Genomic DNA, 17888 nt, shown 5'->3' on the forward strand with positions numbered 1-17888 from the left:
GTGGCCAGGCTTCGTGAATCTGTTCACATCACCCTGTGCGGCTGCCCTAATTTACGGCTGCATTTACCTTGCTTTGGCTAATGCGTAAACAATCTGTGAACGCTAGATTACGAAATGAAACGTTGTTTTACTTTTATTTCACATCCAGCGAGATCCGTCGCATAAGGAGCCTGTGCCGTGAAGATCAGCGCCATTGAAGTCACCCAGTTTACTTATCCCAGCAGGCGTCATGCCGACAGCGCCGGACACTCTCATCCCGGCGACGAAACCGAGGCGCAGATGGCGCTGCTGACCCTGACCACCGAGGACGGCCACAGCGGCTATGCCTTCGCGCCGCCGGAGGTGATCCGCCCGCACGTGGTTAACGCCTTTTTCCGCAAGGTGCTGATCGGGCAGAACGCCATGGATCGCGAACGGCTGTGGCTGGATCTGGCGCACTGGCAGCGCGGCAGCGCGCATCAGCTCACCGAGCGCGCCCTTTCCGCCGTCGAGCAGGCGCTGTGGGATCTTATCGGCCGCCGGCTGCAGCAGCCGGTGCACAAGCTGCTCGGCGGCTATCGCGAACGGGTGCCCGCCTACGGCAGCACCATGTGCGGCGATGAGCTGCCCGGCGGGCTGGCGACGCCGGACGACTATGCGCGCTTCGCCGAAACGCTGGTGGCGCGCGGCTATAAAGCGATCAAGCTGCACACCTGGATGCCGCCGGTGGCGTTCGCCCCCAGCCCGCAGATGGATATCAAGGCCTGCGCCGCGGTGCGCGAAGCGGTCGGCCCGGATATCGCCCTGATGCTGGACGGCTACCACTGGTACAGCCGCAGCGAGGCGCTCACTATCGGCAAGGCGCTGGAGACGCTCAACTTCAGCTGGTTCGAAGAGCCGATGGAGGAAGAGAGCATGGCCTCCTACGCCTGGCTGGCGGAAAACCTCAGCATCGACGTGCTGGGGCCGGAGAGCCTCGGCGGCAAGCATCACAGCCGCGCCGACTGGGTGCGCGCCGGCGCCTGCGACATTCTGCGCGCCGGCGCCAACGGCGTCGGCGGTATCGCCGCCACCATGAAGGTCGCCAGCCTGGCGGAAGCCTTCGGCATGGACTGCGAAGTGCACGGCAACGGCGCGGCCAGCCTGGCGGTGGTCGGGGCGATCCGCAACTGCCGCTGGTACGAACGCGGCCTGCTGCACCCTTTCCTCGACTATGAACAGCCGCCCGCGTACCTCAACAGCCTGATCGACCCGATGGACCACGACGGCTATGTGCAGCTGCCGACCCGGCCCGGCCTGGGCGAAGATATCAACTTCAGCTGGATTGAGACCCATACGCTGAACCGCTGGTAACGCTGAGAGAGAAGTACAGCAAATAACGCTAAACCTCTGACCTGCTGGACTTACTTTATGACTATCCGCACCCGCTGCGGCGCGTGGCTCGCCACGCTGCTGCTGCTGGCGGGCAGCGCGTCGCTTCAGGCGAATACGCCTGACGACCAGCTGATCGTCGGCATGAATATGAACAATCTGCTTACGCTCGATCCCGCCGCCATGACCGGCAACGAAGTGGTCGGCATCGTGGTTAATCTCTATGACGGGCTGGTGGAGCTCGATCCGCAGCAGCTGACGCGCGTGCGTCCGGCGCTGGCGGAGAGCTGGCGCATCAGTCCGGACAACAGCACGCTGACCTTTCGGCTGCGCGACGACGTGCGCTTCCACTCCGGCAATGCCCTGACCAGCGCTGACGCCGTCTGGTCGATGCGCCGCGTGCTGCACCTCAACCTGGCGCAGGCGTCGGTGTGGAAATCCTACGGCTTCAGCAAGGCCAACGTTGACGAGATGATCGCCGCCCCTGACGCGCGCCCCCTGGTTATCCGTCTGCCGAAGCCCAACGATCCCCATCTGGTGCTCTATTCCCTCGCCGCGCTCGGCAGCATGGTGGTGCTCGACAGCAAAACCGTGCAGGCGCACGCCGTCAACAACGACTGGGGCAATCGCTGGCTTACCACCCATGAGGCGGGCTCTGGCCCGTTCCGGCTGGACGGCTGGCAGGCGAAAGATGTGCTGACCATGAGCCGCGCGCCGGACTACTGGCGCGGCGCGGCGAAGATGCAGCGCGTGGTGTTTCGACACCTGCAGGAGTCGCAGACCCTGCGCCTGATGATGGAAAAAGGCGATCTCGATATCGCCAGCAATATGGCGATCCCCGACGTGCGCGCCCTGCGTAACGATCCCGATCTCAGCATCGACAGCGTGCAGCGCGGCACGATCTACTACCTGGCGATGAGCATGAAAGAGGCCCATTTCGCCAACCCGAAGGTGCGCGAGGCGCTGCGCTATCTGGTGGACTATCAGGGGATCAATAAAACGCTGATGGCAGGCTACGGCGTGCTGCATCAGCGACCTATCCAGGCGGGTATGCCCGCGACGCTGCCCGATCCCGGCTACCGGCTGGACATTGCGCGCGCCCGGACGCTGCTGGCAGAGGCGGGTTACCCCGATGGCTTCGACACCACGCTGCGCGTGCTGGCGGATCAGCCCTTCCTTAACGTCGCTATCGCCATCCAGTCGACGCTGATGCAGGCGGGGATCCGCGCGCGCATTATCACCGGCACCGGCAACCAGATCTATGGCGCGATGCGCGACCGGCAGTTCGGGCTGCTGGTGGGACGCGGCGGCAGCGGCGTCGAGCCGCATCCCCATTCCAGCCTGCGCTCGCTGGTCTACAACCCGGACAACGCCGACAGCGCTCGGCTGACCAACTTTCAGGGCTGGCGCACAAGCTTCTACGACGCCCGGCTCAACAGCATGATCGACCAGGCGCTGACGGAGCGCGACGCCGCGAAACAGCAGCAGGCCTATTTCGCTATCCAGCAGCGCTATGACCAGCTGATCCCGGCGCTGATGCCCCTTTCCCAGATGGTCGATTCGGTGGTGGTGAATAACCGCGTACAGGCTTATCAGCCGCATCCGTCCGCCACCACCTTTTTGCGCGACGTCTGGAAAACGCCAGAGAGCCTGGCAGGAGGCACGCCATGATTGCCGCCCTTCCGCAGCTGCGCCGCGTCAGCAAACGCGCGACGCAGGTTTTTATCACCCTGTTCGGCCTGCTACTGCTGACGTTCTTTATCGGCCGCGTGATGCCGCTCGATCCGGTACTGGCGATCGTCGGCCCGGACGCCGATCACGCCACCTGGCAGCAGGTCTACCACCAGCTCGGCTTCGACAAGCCGCTGTGGGCGCAGTTCGGCATCTATCTGAACGGGCTGCTGCACGGCGATCTCGGTCATGCGCTGCTGACCGGCCAGCCCGTCAGCCAGGATATTCTGCGCGTTTTTCCCGCTACGCTGGAGCTGGCGACCCTGGCGATCGTTATCGGCGCCGGGCTCGGCGTGCCGCTTGGGGTGATCGCCGCGGCGCGGCGCAACAGCGTCATTGATTATGCGGTGCGCGTGGTGAGCCTCGCGGGCTACTCCACGCCGATCTTCTGGGTCGGCATGATCGGCCTGCTGCTCTTCTATGCCCATCTGGGCTGGGTCGGCGGCGCGGGCCGCGTCGATTTCAGCCTCGACGGCGTGGTGCCGCGCCGCACCGGCCTGATGCTGGTAGACGCGCTGCTGGCGGGCAATGCCACGGTGTTCTGGAACGCCCTGAACCACCTGGTGCTGCCCGCCTCGCTGCTCGGCTTTCACTCGCTCGCCTATATCAGCCGCATGACGCGCAGCTTTATGCTGGCGCAGCTGTCGCAGGAGTTTATTCTCACGGCGCGCGTCAAAGGGCTGACGGAGTGGCAGGTGATCTGGCAGCACGCCTTTCGCAATATTCTGGTGCAGCTGCTGACGGTGGTGGCGCTCGCCTACGGTTCGCTGCTGGAGGGCGCGGTGCTGATCGAGACGGTCTTCTCCTGGCCGGGTTTCGGCTCCTATCTGACCGGCAGCCTGATGCTGGGCGATATGAACGCGGTGATGGGCTGCGTGCTGGTGGTCGGTCTGATCTTCGTGCTGCTCAATCTGCTCTCCGACCTGCTCTATCAGGTATTTGATCCGAGGACCAAAGTATGACGCTATCGATCGATACGCCGCCGGTCGGCGCAGCGCGCGAACGGCTGGCGCGCTGCCGTCGCTCCGCCCTGCGCGCCGGCCATTTTCTGCTGCGCATGGCCTGCAACCCGCTGACCGCCATCGGCGGCGGCATCGTGCTATTGCTCTGCCTGACGGCGCTGTTCTCCCCCTGGATCGCTCCTTATCATCCGCTGGTGCAGGATCTCGACAACGCCCTCAGCCCGCCGGGCGCGCAGCACTGGTTCGGCACCGACGAGTTTGGCCGCGATATCTTTAGCCGCCTGGTGTGGGGCGCGCGCATTACGCTCTATATCGTGCTGCTGGTGTCGGTCACCGTCGGGCCGATCGGGCTGCTGCTGGGCGTCGCCGCTGGCTATTTCGGCGGCAAGGTAGACGCGGCGCTGATGCGCATTACCGATATCTTTATCTCTTTTCCCAGCCTGGTGCTGGCGCTGGCGTTCGTCGCCGCGCTCGGCCCCGGCCTGGAGCATGTGGTGATCGCCATTACCCTTACCGCCTGGCCGCCCATCGCGCGGCTGGCGCGCGCCGAAACGCTGTCGCTGCGCCAGGCGGACTTTATCTCCGCCGTGCGGCTGCAGGGCGCGTCGCCGCTGCGCGTGCTGTGGCACCATATCGTGCCGCTCTGTCTGCCGTCGGTGATTATCCGCATCACCATGAATATGGCGGGCATTATCCTCACCGCCGCCGGTCTCGGCTTTCTCGGCCTCGGCTCGCAGCCGCCCGCGCCGGAATGGGGCGCGATGATCGCCAGCGGCCGTACCTACATGCTGGAGTGCTGGTGGGTGGTGACCGTGCCGGGCCTGGCGATCCTGATCAACAGCCTGGCGTTCAACTTCTTAGGAGATGGCCTACGTGACCTGCTCGATCCCCGCAGTGAGTAACGGCGCGCCGTTGCTGGACGTGCACGATCTGCGCGTCGATTTTGTTAACGGACGTCACAGCACCCCGGCGGTGCGCGGCGTCTCCTTTCAGCTCGGCCGGGAAAAACTGGCCATCGTCGGCGAGTCCGGTTCAGGCAAATCCACCGTGGGCCGCGCCCTGCTGCAGCTGCATCCGGCGAAGGCGCGCATCGAGGCGGCGCGCATGCAGTTCGGCGAAATCGATCTGCTGCGTGCCAGTCCGGCGCAGATGCGCGCCATTCGCGGCAGGCGCATCTCGATGATTATGCAGGACCCGAAATATTCGCTTAATCCGGTTGTGCGCGTCGGCGAGCAGATCGCCGAAGCCTGGCGCAGCCACCACCGCGGCCAGCACGCCGCCGCGAAAAAGCGCGCGCTGGAGATGCTGGAGGTGGTGCGCATTCGCGAGCCTGAACGCCTTTATCAGCTCTATCCCCATGAGATTTCCGGCGGCCAGGGGCAGCGCGTGATGATCGCCATGATGCTGATCACCGAGCCGGAGCTGGTGATCGCCGATGAGCCGACCTCCGCGCTCGACGTCTCGGTTCGCCTGCAAATTCTGGCGCTGCTGGATGAGCTGGTGAAGGCGCGCGGGCTGGGACTGATCTTTATCAGCCACGACATCAGCCTGGTGCGCAGCTTCTGCGACCGCGTGCTGGTGATGTACGCCGGGCGCGTGGTGGAATCGCTGGCGGCGAACGAACTCGACCGCGCGCGCCATCCCTATACGCAGGGCCTGCTGGCGGCGCTGCCGGATATCGACCAGCGCCGCAGCCGTCTGCCGGTGCTGCAACGCCAGGCCAGCTGGCTGAATGATTAAGGAGCGCGCATGATCGCTGTCGAGAATCTCAACCTGAGCTTCGGCGAAGAGGCGGCCCGAAACCAGGTGCTGTTCGACGTCTCTCTGAAGGTCAATGAAGGCGAAATCTTCGGTCTCGTGGGCGAGTCAGGATCGGGCAAAACCACGGTGCTGAAGTGCCTGGCGGGGCTGATTACCCACTGGCATGGCGCGCTGGCGATAGGCAGGGAGCCTCTCGGGCGCCGCATCGATCGCGCGCGCTGCAGACAGGTGCAGATGGTGTTTCAGGATCCTTACGGTTCGCTGCATCCGCGCCACACCATCGGCGATATTCTGGAGGAGCCGCTGCTGATCCACGGCATCGGCCAGCGGCAGGCGCGCGTGGTGGCGATGCTGGAGAAAGTCGGGCTGAATCGCGCCTGGCTGACGCGCTATCCGCATCAGCTTTCCGGCGGTCAGCGCCAGCGTGTCGCCATCGCGCGCGCGCTGATTCTGGAGCCGCGCGTGCTCCTGCTGGATGAGCCGACCTCGGCGCTCGACGTCTCGGTGCAGGCGGAAATTCTGAACCTGCTGAGCGATCTGCAGCAGCAGGCGAATCTCACCTACCTGATGGTCACGCATGATTTAGGCGTGGTGGCGCATCTCTGCCATCGCGTGGCGGTGATGCAGCAGGGGCGCGTGCTGGAGACGCTCGACGTGCCGACGCTGGTAGCCGATCGCGCGGCGATGCCCTATACGCGCATGCTGGTAGAAGCAAGCCGTCACTACAATCCGGCGCTGGCGAGAGAGATGTAGAGAAAAGAGAGGCGCGCGGCGAAGGCGGCGCGCCAGGAAGGCGTTACTGCGTAATCTGACGCACGAAGTCGGCGATTTCCGGCACCTGACCATGCTCAAACAGGCAGTGCTGCAGACGCGGGCCGCTGAGGGCGGTGCGCACCAGCTCGGGGTCCAGCGCGCGCAGCGTATCGAGATAATTCTCTTTCAGCATTGCCGCTTTTACCTGGTTCAGAATGCCGGCGTTGCGCACCTGCGGCTCTTTACGCTCAGGCGGATAGCCCAGTCCTTTTTCGCCGGTGAAGGCTTTTTCAAAGATAAAGCGCAAATTCAGCTCCGCGCCCCAGCCGAAGCCTTTGGCGAACGGCAGCGAAAGCGCGTTGCCGTTGTTGATCTGGGCGAACAGATAGGCGTCCGCCGGATCGATGCAGTAGCCGCACACGACGCCCGGATGCAGGTTAAGGGACATTAGGGCGCCCTGTCCGGTGCCGCAGCCGGCGATAACGAAATCGACCGCTTTGCTGTTGAGCAGCACGCTGGCCATGATGCCGAGGTGAATGTAGGTCAGATGGTGATCCTGTTCGTCGCTCATGCCGACGTTAAAGACCTGATGGCCCAACGGCTGCGCGACGTTTTCCAGCTCCTTGCGCACGACGGCGTTTTTAGCGGCCTGGCTGTTTTCCATCATTAATGCGATTTTCATGATCTGCCCTTAAGTATTTATGAAACACCGTTTCATTTTAATCAAAAGCGGCTAAAGTGCATGGACTAATCGCGCGCTATGGCGTGAGGCATATCACAAAAACGGCAGTCTAAGGCTGATCCGAATGAGGAGGCAAAATGTTTGTATATCGATCGCAGACGCAGCTGGAAGCGTTAGGCAATGGCGTAACGCGGCGCGTGCTGGCGCACGGCGGCACCATGATGGCGGTGGAAGTGACCTTTGAAAAGGGGGCGGTCGGCCCCCTGCATCATCATCCTCACGAGCAGCTGACCTGTGTGCTCAGCGGACGTTTCGCCTTTACCATCGACGGCGTCACCCAGGAAGTCGGCGCAGGCGACACGCTCTATAAAGGGCCAAACATAATGCACGGCTGCGTCTGCCTGGAAGCGGGCACGCTGCTGGATACCTTTACCCCGCAGCGTGAAGATTTTTTGTCACCGGGCTAAGCGCTAGGCATGCAGGAAACGTCCCGGGAAATCAGAGGGGACGGGATGCTGCTTTTCGTAGCGGCCAAACAGCCGGTAGCGATTTAGCGCAATGCGGTTGTAGAAAAAGTCGCTGATAAAATGGGGGATCAGCAGGCCTGGCAGCGACAGCATTCCCCATGGAAAAGGCAGCAGCCGCATTACGCGTAAAATGGCCTGAGCGCGGATCCAGTGGCGGTCGCCGTCGATCAGCACAATGGTGCGGATATTTTCATCGGGCAGGCCGGCAAAGCGCAGCAGCGCCTTGCCCTCTTCGCTCTGTACTGCCGCAAACCGGACGCGTCGGGAAAGCTTCAGGCGCAGCAAGAGATTGACCCAGCTATTACAAATTTTGCAGACGCCGTCATAGAGCACGACCTTTTCGCCGGGCTTGAGAAAGGGAGGCTGTGGCATAATTATCTCCTTAAATTAATGACGGATACGATAGTTAAGTACGGTCATTAATTGCGCAGCCGTCAAGCAAAAAGGCGATATAAAAAAACCGGCCAGGCGGCCGGTTTGGTTTTAACTCTGCTGATACAGGGAGTTAATCAATATAAAGATATCAGAAAAACTGCAGATTACTTCGCGTAGGCTTCGGTAGAAATGGTCAGCGTCACATCGTCGCCGACCGCTGGGACATATTTATCCAGCTTAAAGTCAGAACGCTTAATAGTGCCGGTGGCGTCAAAGCCGATCGCCTGTTTCTTCACCATCGGATGCTCGCCCTGCTTGTTCAGCGTGGCATGCAGCGTCACCGGTTTGGTGATGCCTTTCAGCGTCAGGTTGCCTTCCACGTCGAATTTATTATCGCCCTTCGCTACCACTTTGGTGCTGTGGAAAGTCGCGGTTGGATATTTCGCGGTATCGAAATACTCCGCGCCCTTGAACTCTTTGGTCAGCGCAGGAACATGGCTGTCGATGCTGGTTATCGGCAGGGTCACGTTAACGCGCGAAGCGGCTGGATTTTCACTGTCAAACACCAGCGTGCCTTTCGCGTCCGGGATATCCGCGGTGGGATGGGAAAAGCCGAAGTGAGTCCAGGTAACGATAACTGACGTGTGCTCCGGGTTCAGCTCATACTGCTGAGCGGCCGCCTGAGAAAGCGGGACATAGAGTGCAGTGGCGGCCAGCAGCGGCAGCGCGAGACGTTTGATATTTTTCACTTTAGGTTCCTTTTAAAACAGCCGAATCCATTTGAGTGTCCCCTAAACGTCCCCGCAGATATAGTGAAGAGTTTTGGACTTAATTTTCAAATAAATTCAGCAATATCCTGGCGTGATTATTGCGAATCGGCGTGACGCGATGCCACGACGACGCCGCGCTGCCAGCGGCGGAGAAGCTGCGCCTGCGCCTGTCGCAGCTGCGTCGGCGTCAGCGCGGCAAGCGACGCCCTGTCGAGATCGCGTAGTCCGCCCTCCTGACGCAGCCCAAGCAGCAGCGCCGCCGTCGCGTCGGGCGCGGCGTCAAGCTGGGCGCACAGGCGCGCGCGCAACGCGTCCAGCGCGGCGGCATCATCGGGGATTTGCAACTGCTGCAGGAAAAGGCGGCACGCTTCAAGCAGCGCGGCGGACGCAACGTCCGGCGACTGCAGGGCGAACAGCACGCCGTCGCGATCGACGCAGCGGTGATAGCGGCAGCTAACGACGTAGCCGATCTGCTGCTCGACGCGCAGGCGCTGGAAAAAGCGCGGCTCCATCAGCAGCGCCAGCGCGCGCAGCGCCGCCAGCGAGATCGCAGGCGGACAAGGCAAAAAGAGCAGCAGCGCGCCGTCGCGGCTCTGATGCGCCACCGTCAGCCGGTTGCCCTGCTCTGGCTCTGCGAAATCGTTTTGGGCCACGGCTACCAGCGGCGCCAGCCATCGCGCGATAACGGCATGCTGCTGCGGCGAACCGCCGTAGAGCGCCGCGCGCCAGCCGCGCGCCGATGTAGACGCGGCAACCGCCTGCGGCAGCCGACGCAGCAGTTCGCGGATCGCCACATCATCCGGCGGCGGCTCGCCTTGCGGGCTTTCATCGAGGCCTAACGCGTCCGGCAGCGACGCCAGCCAGGCCTCGCCGCCCGGCGGCAGCTGCGCCTCCAGCAGCCAGACGCCCTGACTCTCCCGCCAGCTTGCCGCGCCGCCCTGATGACGCAGCAGCGCGAAAAGCGGGCGCAGGCGACGGTCGATAGCCGCCGCCTGCGTGAGAGTAAGCGTAGTGAAAAAAGGCGGGCGCAGCATCAGGGTGGCTGGCTGCTCGTCGGGCGCCATGTGCAGCAGCGGCGCGGACGCCGCGGGCGGCGTCAGGTCGGCAAGCGGCTGCGCCAGCGGGTAAAAGCGCAGAGTCGGCAGCGGCTCGTCAACGCGCGCGGGCGTCCAGGAGTGAAGATCCAGGCTAAACCCCTGCGTCTCAGTCGCCGTGCCCTGCACGTCGACCGCGCTCCACAGCCGCGCCTGCGGCGCCTCTGCAAGCTGATGCAGCAGCGGCGTAAAACCGGCTGTCTCTGCGGGCGGCGGGAATCCAAACGCCCGCTCGCGCAGCTGATCGAGCGGCGTCAGCGCGTTAAAGCGGCGCTGCGCCAGGCGCAGGTAGTGACGCTGCTGCTCCGGCGAGGCCTGCGCCAGCGCGCGCAGCGCCTGCGGATACCAGGCGCAGATGGCGTCGGGCCATTCCGTTTCAACCTGCAGCGCCAGCCAGCCGCCTGCGCTGTCAAGATTCAGCCAGGCAAACTCCAGCCGCTGCGCCCAGCCGCGCTGGCGCAGGCTGTGCATCGCGCCGCCCTGCGCCTCGTCCTGTAGAAACTCGCGGATTAAAGTGACATTGTCACGAATAACGGATATATCGCTCCGTAGCGCGGCGGCGATCCACAGCTCTCCCGCGCCCTGCGTCTTCAGCGCGATATCCGCATCCGCGGCGAAACGCATTTCTCTGACCTGAGGCTCACGTTCGCCAGAAGGCAAGGATTCGCCAAAGGCGCGTGCGATTTGCTCCAGCGCCTCCAGCGGCTGCGGTCCCTGCAGCCACAGCTGCATCTGGCCCACCTGAAAGAACCGCTGATGGAACTGATGCAGCGCCTGCTTAAGCGCGCCGACGTCGTCGCCGAAGGCGTCGCGGCTGCCGATATGAAAACGCTGAAAAACGGCGGGCGCGCTGACGCGCGTATTGAGCGCTGCTTCCCGTCTGGAAGGCGTATGCTGCTGGATCAGCCGATATTCGGCATCGATCACCGCCGTTTCCTGGGCGATCGCTTCGGGCGTGAACTGCGGCGCGGCGAGCATATCCGCCAGCCGCGCCGCGCCTGCGGCGAGCAGTTCCGGCTCGGTTTCGAAAAACCAGGCGCTGCTGCGCGCCAGCGTGGTGGCGTTGAGTCGCCCGCCTGCGGCCTGTATCCAGGGCATCAGGCGCGCATCGCGCTGAAACCGGGCGCTGTCGCTGAATAGCAGATGCTCCAGCAGATGCGCCAGCCCTGGCCATGCGTCGGGTTCATCGTGGCTGCCCGCCGCCACCTGCGCCAGTGCGGCGGCCTGCCGCGCGTCGGGCTGATGGATCAGCGTGACGCGCAGGCCGTTGCTCAGCCGCAGCTGACGCGTCTCCATCATGATTAAAAGGTCCGGGTTTTGTAGATAAGCTGCGAATTGGCGCGATTGCGGAACTGCAGCTGCCCGATTTTCACGTCGCTGCATGCCGCTTCGCGTCTCGCCTCGAGGATCACGTCGTGGTGCGGCGACTTGCTGCACACCGGATCTGTATTATCGGCGTTACCGGTCAGCATAAAGGCCTGGCAGCGACAGCCGCCGAAGTCCTTCTCTTTCTCGTCGCACGAGCGGCAGGGTTCCGGCATCCAGTCGAAGCCGCGATAGCGGTTGAAGCCGAAAGAGCGATACCAGATATCCTCCAGCGACTGTTCCAGCACCGACGGGAACTGCACCGGCAGCTGGCGCGCGCTGTGGCACGGCAGCGCGGTGCCCTCTGGCGTGACGCTGAGAAAAATCGCGCCCCAGCCGCCCATACAGGGCTTGGGACGCTCCTCGTAGTAGTCTGGCGTCACGAACAGCAGATTGGTCAGGTTACCGCTGCCGCTCATGCGTTCGCGATAGCGGCTGACGACCGCTTCCGCCTGCGCAATCTGCTCGCGCGTCGGCAGCAAACCCTGACGGTTAAGCTGCGCCCAGCCGTAAAACTGGCAGGTAGCCAGCTCGACGTCGTCCGCTTCGAGTTCAATGCAGAGGTCGATAATCTTGTCGAGCTGATCAATATTGTGACGGTGTAACACAAAGTTCAGCACCATCGGATAGCCGTGCTTCTTCACCGCGCGCGCCATCTCCAGCTTCTGCTGGAAGGCTTTTTTTGACCCCGCCAGCGCGGCGTTAAGCGTCTCGTCGCTCGCCTGGAAGCTAATCTGGATATGATCCAGGCCCGCCTCGGCGAAGGCGTCGAGTTTTTTCTCGGTCAGGCCGATGCCGGAGGTGATCAGGTTGGTATAGAAGCCGAGATCGCGCGCGGCGCGGATCAGCTCCGGCAGATCTTTGCGCGTCAGGGGTTCGCCGCCCGAAAAGCCGAGCTGGACGCTGCCCATGGCGCGCGCCTGGCGGAATACCTCAATCCACTGCTCGGTGGTCAGCTCTTTCTCCTGCTGCGCAAAGTCGAGCGGATTGGAGCAGTAAGGACACTGCAGCGGACAGCGGTAGGTCAGCTCCGCCAGCAGCCAGAGCGGCGGATTGACGGCGGGTTTATTCTGGGTCACGAAACATTATCCACTTTTGTTCATACGCCGCGCGCAGAAACTCTCTGACATCTTCGCCGACGCCGCCCGCTTCCGGGAAGCGCGCGTCGAGTCCGGCGATAATTGCGCTCACGCTCTCTTTGCCGTTAACCTGTTCCAGAATGGCGGCGGCGGTTTCATTCAGCTTCGCCATGCCTTCTGGATAGAGCACCACGTGGCTCTCCTGCGCGGCTTCCCACTGCATGCGATAGCCGCGGCGGAACGCGGGAATTGAGTTGTCATTCATGGTGTTATACCAGCCTTGTCGTGTGCCAGGCCGCCTTGTCGGTGACCGTATGGTAAGGCGGACGCTTCAGCTCGTAGGCCATGGTCATGGCGTCCAGCATCGTCCAGAGGATATCGAGCTTGAACTGCAGGATCTCCAGCATGCGGTTCTGTTTCTCGACCGTATCGCAAAACTCCAGCGCCAGCGCCAGGCCGTGCTCGACGTCGCGGTTCGCCTGGCTCAGACGGCTGCGGAAATAAAAATAGCCCTCTTCCTTAATCCAGGGATAGTGCTGCGGCCAGCTGTCGAGACGCGACTGATGGATCTGCGGCGCGAAAAGCTCGGTAAGCGAGCTGCAGGCCGCCTCCTGCCAGCTGGCGCGGCGCGCGAAGTTGAGATAGGCATCGACCGCGAAGCGCACGCCCGGCAGCACATGGCGCTCAGACAGCAGCGCCTCGCGCGTCAGTCCGACCGCTTCGCCCAGCTGCAGCCAGGCTTCGATGCCGCCTTCATGGCCGTTGCTGCCGTCGTGGTCGAGGATGCGCTGCACCCACTTGCGGCGCGTGGCGGGATCGGGGCAGTTCGCCATGATCGCCGCGTCTTTTAGCGGGATGCTGGTCTGATAATAGAAGCGGTTCGCCACCCAGCCCTGGATCTGCTCGCGCGTCGCATCGCCGTTGTGCATCGCGATATGGTAAGGATGATGAATATGGTAGTAAGCGCCCTTATCGCGCAGCGCCTGTTCGAACGCCTGCGGCGTCAGCGTCTCGGTGATCTGCATCACTCACTCCTGAAGATGAATCGCCATGCCGTCCCAGCTCACTTCAATGCCCTGCTGCGTCAGAAACTGGCGCTGCGGCGACTGCTCGTTGAGGATCGGATTGGTGTTGTTAATGTGAATAAGGATCTTGCGTTTCGCCGGCAGCGAGGCGAGCAGCGCCATCAGCCCCTGCTCTTCGGAGAGCGCCAGGTGGCCCATCGCCTTGCCGGTGTTGGTGCCGACGCCGGCGGCCTGCAGCTCGTCATCTTTCCAGACGGTGCCGTCGATCAGCAGGCAATCCGCCTTCTGCAGCCAGGGCATAATCACCGCATCCGGCTCGCCGAGGCCCGGCGCATAGAGCAGCGTCTGTTTGCTGGCGAGGTTTTCAATAAACAGCGCCACGTTGTGTCCCGGCAGCGGACGGTCGCGGTATGGCGAATAAGGCGGCGCGTTGCTGAGGATCGGGATAGCGGTAAAGCGCAGATTCGGACAGACGTCGACGCTGAACGGCTCCAGCGGCGCGATGGGACGATGCTGCAGCCCGCCGTTCCAGTGCTTCAGCATGGTGAACACCGGAAAGCCGCTGGTGAGATCGGCGTGCACTTCCGGCGTGCACCATACCTGATGCGGGCAGCCTTCGCGCAGGCTGAGCAGGCCTGTAGTGTGATCGATCTGGCTGTCGGTAAGAATAATGGCGCCGATGGCGGTGCCGCGCAGCACGCCCTTTTTTATCAGTTCTGGCGTATGGGCGATCTGCTGGCTGATGTCCGGCGAGGCGTTGCATAACACCCAGTTTTCGCCGTCGTCGCTGAGAATAATCGAGGACTGGGTACGCGGGCTGGCCTGAATGGTGCCGTCGCGTACGCCCTGACAGTTGGCGCAGTTGCAGTTCCACTGAGGAAAACCGCCGCCAGCGGCGGATCCAAGGACTTTGATGAACATAGGAGAAACCCGGCGTTGAAACAAAATGCCCGCACAGCTGGCGGGCATGGATATTAACGGTTGGAGATGTACAGCGTCACTTCCAGACCGAGACGTAAATCAACAAATTCAGGTTTTTTCCACATAATAGTCTTCCTCTAAGGTGAATGAACAAAGCGATACCCGTCAGGTATCATTACGTAAACAATCCAGTGATTATGCACGCAATTTTGAGCCGGCTGATGGTGCGCTAACGGCGCATCGAGATCAACCCGCAAATGTTAAGGAAATGAATCAGCCCTGCCAGATCTGGCGCAGCACGCGCAGCCAGTTATCCGAGGCGAGCTTTTCCAGCCGATCCTGATCATAGCCCGCATCGCGCAATGCCGCGAACAGGCGCGGCAGTCCTGCCACGTCTTTTAGCGCGTCCGGCACGGAGATGCCGTCAAAATCGGAGCCGAATCCCACACGATCGCTGCCCATTATCATTATGAGCCGTTCGTAGTGCCTGACGATGTCGCTCAACGGCGTGTCGCCGTCGCGCTTGCCGTCGGCGCGCAGGAACGCATTGCCGAAATTGATGCCAACCATGCCGCCGCTGTCGCGTATGGCGGCAAGCTGGGCATCGGTCAGGTTGCGCGGCTGGGCGCAGAGCGCATGGGCGTTGGAGTGGGTCGCCACCAGCGGCGAGCGGGAGAGCGCGGCGGTATCCCAGAACGCTTTTTCGTTCATATGCGACACGTCGATCAGCATATTCAGCGCGTTGGCCTGTTGGATCAGCGCTTTGCCGGCCTCGGTCAGGCCTGGTCCGCTGTCCGGCGAGCCGGGAAACGCGCCGGTCACGCCGACGCCGAAGCGGTTAGGCAGATTCCAGAAAGGCCCGATGCTGCGCACGCCGGCAGCGTAAAACGCCTGCAGCTGTTCGCCCTCTTCGTCCAGCGCGTCCGCGCCTTCGATATGGGCCACCAGCGCCAGCACGCCCGCATCGCGGCAGGCGGCAATCTCAGCGGCGCTACGGCACAGGCGCGCCCGCCCCTGTGACTGATCGGCGATCTGCGTGAGAATAGCCAGCTGCTGCCACATGATCTCCAGCGGCTGCCAGGGCGTATCGGCAAGGTGCGGCGCCATCTGGGCGACATAGGCCTGCGGCGGCACGAAAATAGCGAACAGGCCGCCGAAAAAGCCGCCCTGACGCATGCGAGGAAAATCGAGCTGGCCGCGCTCGATGCCGTTAAAGAAGGCGTCGACCGGCGCGTCGCGATGATTCAGCCACAGATTGAGCAGCAGATCGTTATGGCCATCAAAAGTTAACATCAGAGAAATAAGCGTTTAAAAAACTCAACATCGCGCTATGTTACGCGGCCGCAGGATAAACGCCAAATCAGAGGGCACGAATGGTTACTCTGCCTGCGGCGTCACCGAGAACTGGTCAAATACCTTGTAGGTGGCGACGTCAAACAGCGAAACCGCCTCGACCTCCGCCATCGGAATAAGATGCCTAAAGTGCTGCAGGTTCAGGGGTTGGGAATCAGCGGTGATATTCTGCGCCAGGTAGAGTTCATAGTAGCGATGCTGCTCGCAAAAGCGCAGCGTCTCTTTGTCGCGGTAGCCGCTGATATAGGGGATAAGCGCCAGATGCTGGGTTTGCGTATGTTCGATGCGCGGCGCGGCGACATAGCCGATATAAACCTTACGCGATTTCAGCGTTACGAATACCAGCTTCTCTTCTTCGATCGCCTGCAACAGCAGCGACTCCATGCCATCTTCCCGGGCGACTTTCCGGTATTCCGCCATGCTGCTTTTCCCGTCTCGCATCGCGCGTCGCGCCGCTTCGCCCGCGCGCCAGGCGCGCAGCGCGGCGAGCGCCAACCCCAGCTCGAAAAAGAGCGGATAGTTCATCAGCGTGGTGCGGGTCAGCCATGAGTAGTAGTCCTGAACGGCGTAATCGGGAAAAAAGAGATGGGGAACAGAGAGCAGCAGACTCAGCAGGAAAAGCGCGACGTAGATAAGCGCTACGCCGAAAAAGCCCTGCAGCGCAAACTTGGCGCCGTGCATCGCCACGTAAAAATAGGCGATCCAGCCGCTTGAGCGCGCCTGACGCGTGCGCGAGGGATAGTGGTTTTCCGTATACCAGTAGCCGCAGACCAGCACGACCATAATGACCAGCGGTCCCATCGCGCGCCCTTAGCGTTTCTGCGCCAGCTCTTCCATACGGGCGCGCATCGCTCTGCCCACGTCAGGGTTATTCATATTCAGACGGGCGTTGCCGTTAACGTCGAGAATCAGCTTGTCTTGATCGGAGTAGCGAAGATCTTCATTGGTTAAGCCGCGCATGAACTTATCCGGCTCGGCGAACCACTTGCCCATTAACCTTTTTAGCCTGTTCATTTTTCCTCCTCGCCTTAACGGTGCGGTAACCTGAGCGGTTGCACCCTGTTGAGTATACGTCAGCCGCCGCGAACATTCCTTGTTCAGTTTTCTACGCTGTTTTGCGCGGGCGCGCAACCGCATCCTGATTTAACCGCCCTGCGCCACCGTCAGACCGCGATAAAAGGTCGGCTTCACCTCGAGCGACCGCTGGATCAGGCCATATTTCTGGTAAAAGTCGGCGGTCTCCTGCTGCTGCCGCACCGTCTGGTCGTCAATGCTCTGCCAGTGCGACTGGCGACGGGAGAACGCTTTTTCCGCTGCCGCCGGCGGAAAGCCGATAATTTTCGCCAGCGTCTGGGCGTAGTCAGCGACGTGGCTGTTGGCCCAGCGATCCGCCGCTGCCAGCCGGTTGACGTAGTCCTGCAGCGCGGCGCGCTTTTCGCGGTCGTTGATGGCGGCGTCGGTGGCGGCCAGGAAGCTATTGCCGGTCGAGAGCCCCACGCCGTTGACCAGTATGCGGCCGCTCTGGGTCACCTCCGCCAGCGCGGTATAGGGATCCCATGTCGCCCAGGCGTCTACCGCGCCGTTAGAAAGCGCGATGCGCGCGTCGGCGGGCTGTAGAAAGCGCCAGCTGACATCTTTGTCGCTCAGGCCCGCCTGCTCCAGCGTTTTCAGCGCCTGAAAATGGCCGATAGAGCCGCGTCCGGTGGCGATGCTTTTTCCTTTGAGATCGGCGGCGGTTTTAATGGGCGAATCGGGACGCACCAGCACCGCCAGTCCGGCAGGCACCGATTTGCTGACCGCCACCGCTTTCACCTGCGAGCCGGCGGCCAGCGAAAAGAGCAGCGGCGCATCGCCGATAATGCCCGCATCCACCGCGCCCGCATTAAGCGCTTCCGCCAGCGGCGCGGCGGCGGGAAACTCTGCCCACTCGATCGCATAGATTAGGTTGTCGAGCTGATGCGCCGCCGTCATCTCGGCACGCATATTGCCTTTCTGATCGGCGATGCGCAGCGTGACGGCCTGCGCAGAGGAGGCGCCGGCCAGCGCAAGCGCGATGTAAAGAGCGTGGTATTTCATCCTGTTTTCTCCTGGCGCAAAAAAAACCAGCATAAACCGGACGTTGAGAAACGCCGATGCCGAT

General features: G+C 62.3%; 20 protein-coding genes. 7 read left to right on the forward strand and 13 right to left on the reverse strand.

Going from position 1 to position 17888, the window contains the following annotated elements:
* The first annotated feature begins 177 nt into the window (after positions 1 to 177).
* Genes JS46_RS01815 through JS46_RS01840 form a run of 6 tightly spaced genes read left to right on the forward strand, consistent with a single transcriptional unit; the run spans position 178 to position 6557 of the window.
* Positions 178 to 1332: a mandelate racemase family protein gene (locus JS46_RS01815; protein ID WP_033747255.1), complete on the forward strand. Its 1155-nt coding sequence runs from the start codon at positions 178 to 180 to the stop codon at positions 1330 to 1332.
* Positions 1333 to 1389: 57 nt separating this feature from the next.
* A complete protein-coding gene (locus tag JS46_RS01820) occupies positions 1390 to 3021 on the forward strand; it encodes an ABC transporter substrate-binding protein (protein ID WP_033747256.1) in 1632 nt (543 codons plus the stop codon).
* Positions 3018 to 4043, forward strand: a complete 1026-nt coding sequence (locus JS46_RS01825; protein WP_033747258.1) for an ABC transporter permease — start codon at positions 3018 to 3020, stop codon at positions 4041 to 4043. The genes JS46_RS01820 and JS46_RS01825 overlap by 4 nt, the downstream gene beginning before the upstream one ends.
* Positions 4040 to 4945, forward strand: coding sequence for an ABC transporter permease (locus tag JS46_RS01830; protein ID WP_033747261.1), 906 nt, complete (start codon positions 4040 to 4042; stop codon positions 4943 to 4945). The genes JS46_RS01825 and JS46_RS01830 overlap by 4 nt, the downstream gene beginning before the upstream one ends.
* Positions 4917 to 5783 (forward strand): ABC transporter ATP-binding protein, encoded by an 867-nt coding sequence (locus JS46_RS01835; protein ID WP_033747264.1) that lies wholly within the window; start codon positions 4917 to 4919, stop codon positions 5781 to 5783. The genes JS46_RS01830 and JS46_RS01835 overlap by 29 nt, the downstream gene beginning before the upstream one ends.
* A 9-nt stretch (positions 5784 to 5792) precedes the next feature.
* Positions 5793 to 6557: an ABC transporter ATP-binding protein gene (locus tag JS46_RS01840; protein ID WP_033747266.1), complete on the forward strand. Its 765-nt coding sequence runs from the start codon at positions 5793 to 5795 to the stop codon at positions 6555 to 6557.
* Between the two features lie 43 nt (positions 6558 to 6600).
* Here the strand turns inward: JS46_RS01840 and JS46_RS01845 are convergent, their stop codons facing one another.
* Positions 6601 to 7239 (reverse strand): RpiB/LacA/LacB family sugar-phosphate isomerase, encoded by a 639-nt coding sequence (locus JS46_RS01845; RefSeq protein WP_033747267.1) that lies wholly within the window; start codon positions 7237 to 7239, stop codon positions 6601 to 6603.
* A 137-nt stretch (positions 7240 to 7376) separates the two neighbouring features.
* Here JS46_RS01845 and JS46_RS01850 point away from each other — a divergent pair, with 137 nt between their 5' ends.
* Complete coding sequence (locus JS46_RS01850) at positions 7377 to 7706, forward strand: cupin domain-containing protein (protein ID WP_033747269.1); 330 nt, start codon at positions 7377 to 7379, stop codon at positions 7704 to 7706.
* 3 nt (positions 7707 to 7709) lie between these two features.
* Here the strand turns inward: JS46_RS01850 and JS46_RS01855 are convergent, their stop codons facing one another.
* The 12 genes from JS46_RS01855 to JS46_RS01905 form a co-directional block, all read right to left on the reverse strand.
* Positions 7710 to 8138: a thiol-disulfide oxidoreductase DCC family protein gene (locus tag JS46_RS01855; RefSeq protein WP_033747270.1), complete on the reverse strand. Its 429-nt coding sequence runs from the start codon at positions 8136 to 8138 to the stop codon at positions 7710 to 7712.
* Positions 8139 to 8305: 167 nt separating this feature from the next.
* Positions 8306 to 8890 carry a YceI family protein gene (locus tag JS46_RS01860; protein WP_033747273.1) on the reverse strand — a complete coding sequence of 195 codons (585 nt, stop codon included), beginning with the start codon at positions 8888 to 8890 and terminating at the stop codon, positions 8306 to 8308.
* Between the two features lie 116 nt (positions 8891 to 9006).
* Entirely contained in the window at positions 9007 to 11304 is a 2298-nt protein-coding gene (gene pqqF, locus JS46_RS01865) for a pyrroloquinoline quinone biosynthesis protein PqqF (RefSeq protein WP_051905543.1), read from the reverse strand.
* Positions 11305 to 11306: 2 nt separating this feature from the next.
* On the reverse strand, positions 11307 to 12449 hold the full coding sequence (pqqE, locus tag JS46_RS01870; protein WP_033747276.1) for a pyrroloquinoline quinone biosynthesis protein PqqE: 1143 nt from the start codon (positions 12447 to 12449) through the stop codon (positions 11307 to 11309).
* Positions 12436 to 12714, reverse strand: coding sequence for a pyrroloquinoline quinone biosynthesis peptide chaperone PqqD (pqqD, locus tag JS46_RS01875; RefSeq protein WP_033747277.1), 279 nt, complete (start codon positions 12712 to 12714; stop codon positions 12436 to 12438). The genes pqqE and pqqD overlap by 14 nt, the downstream gene beginning before the upstream one ends.
* A gap of 4 nt (positions 12715 to 12718) precedes the next feature.
* Positions 12719 to 13474, reverse strand: coding sequence for a pyrroloquinoline-quinone synthase PqqC (pqqC, locus tag JS46_RS01880; RefSeq protein ID WP_033747279.1), 756 nt, complete (start codon positions 13472 to 13474; stop codon positions 12719 to 12721).
* A 3-nt stretch (positions 13475 to 13477) separates the two neighbouring features.
* Complete coding sequence (gene pqqB / locus JS46_RS01885) at positions 13478 to 14395, reverse strand: pyrroloquinoline quinone biosynthesis protein PqqB (protein WP_033747281.1); 918 nt, start codon at positions 14393 to 14395, stop codon at positions 13478 to 13480.
* 53 nt (positions 14396 to 14448) lie between these two features.
* A complete protein-coding gene (gene pqqA / locus JS46_RS23175) occupies positions 14449 to 14520 on the reverse strand; it encodes a pyrroloquinoline quinone precursor peptide PqqA (RefSeq protein WP_010617686.1) in 72 nt (23 codons plus the stop codon).
* Positions 14521 to 14668: 148 nt separating this feature from the next.
* Positions 14669 to 15688 carry a dipeptidase gene (locus tag JS46_RS01890; RefSeq protein ID WP_033747283.1) on the reverse strand — a complete coding sequence of 340 codons (1020 nt, stop codon included), beginning with the start codon at positions 15686 to 15688 and terminating at the stop codon, positions 14669 to 14671.
* Positions 15689 to 15772: 84 nt separating this feature from the next.
* Positions 15773 to 16549 (reverse strand): hypothetical protein, encoded by a 777-nt coding sequence (locus JS46_RS01895; RefSeq protein WP_033747285.1) that lies wholly within the window; start codon positions 16547 to 16549, stop codon positions 15773 to 15775.
* A gap of 9 nt (positions 16550 to 16558) precedes the next feature.
* The gene (locus JS46_RS01900) at positions 16559 to 16762 is read right to left on the reverse strand and encodes a hypothetical protein (protein WP_051905544.1); all 204 of its coding nucleotides are present in this window, start codon (positions 16760 to 16762) and stop codon (positions 16559 to 16561) included.
* 129 nt (positions 16763 to 16891) lie between these two features.
* Positions 16892 to 17824, reverse strand: a complete 933-nt coding sequence (locus JS46_RS01905; protein WP_033747290.1) for an ABC transporter substrate-binding protein — start codon at positions 17822 to 17824, stop codon at positions 16892 to 16894.
* Positions 17825 to 17888: the final 64 nt, after the last annotated feature.

The organism is Pantoea sp. NGS-ED-1003 (assembly GCF_000738765.1).
In the GTDB taxonomy this organism is placed as follows: domain Bacteria; phylum Pseudomonadota; class Gammaproteobacteria; order Enterobacterales; family Enterobacteriaceae; genus Pantoea; species Pantoea septica.

Coding starts and splice junctions, on each gene's coding strand:
- JS46_RS01820 (WP_033747256.1), top strand. CDS start 1,390: ATGACTATCCGCACCCGCTGCGGCGCGTGGCTCGCCACGCTGCTGCTG.
- JS46_RS01825 (WP_033747258.1), top strand. CDS start 3,018: ATGATTGCCGCCCTTCCGCAGCTGCGCCGCGTCAGCAAACGCGCGACG.
- JS46_RS01830 (WP_033747261.1), top strand. CDS start 4,040: ATGACGCTATCGATCGATACGCCGCCGGTCGGCGCAGCGCGCGAACGG.
- JS46_RS01840 (WP_033747266.1), top strand. CDS start 5,793: ATGATCGCTGTCGAGAATCTCAACCTGAGCTTCGGCGAAGAGGCGGCC.
- JS46_RS01845 (WP_033747267.1), bottom strand. CDS start 7,239: ATGAAAATCGCATTAATGATGGAAAACAGCCAGGCCGCTAAAAACGCC.
- JS46_RS01850 (WP_033747269.1), top strand. CDS start 7,377: ATGTTTGTATATCGATCGCAGACGCAGCTGGAAGCGTTAGGCAATGGC.
- JS46_RS01855 (WP_033747270.1), bottom strand. CDS start 8,138: ATGCCACAGCCTCCCTTTCTCAAGCCCGGCGAAAAGGTCGTGCTCTAT.
- pqqF (WP_051905543.1), bottom strand. CDS start 11,304: ATGATGGAGACGCGTCAGCTGCGGCTGAGCAACGGCCTGCGCGTCACG.
- pqqD (WP_033747277.1), bottom strand. CDS start 12,714: ATGAATGACAACTCAATTCCCGCGTTCCGCCGCGGCTATCGCATGCAG.
- pqqC (WP_033747279.1), bottom strand. CDS start 13,474: ATGCAGATCACCGAGACGCTGACGCCGCAGGCGTTCGAACAGGCGCTG.
- pqqB (WP_033747281.1), bottom strand. CDS start 14,395: ATGTTCATCAAAGTCCTTGGATCCGCCGCTGGCGGCGGTTTTCCTCAG.
- JS46_RS01890 (WP_033747283.1), bottom strand. CDS start 15,688: ATGTTAACTTTTGATGGCCATAACGATCTGCTGCTCAATCTGTGGCTG.
- JS46_RS01895 (WP_033747285.1), bottom strand. CDS start 16,549: ATGGGACCGCTGGTCATTATGGTCGTGCTGGTCTGCGGCTACTGGTAT.
- JS46_RS01900 (WP_051905544.1), bottom strand. CDS start 16,762: ATGAACAGGCTAAAAAGGTTAATGGGCAAGTGGTTCGCCGAGCCGGAT.
- JS46_RS01905 (WP_033747290.1), bottom strand. CDS start 17,824: ATGAAATACCACGCTCTTTACATCGCGCTTGCGCTGGCCGGCGCCTCC.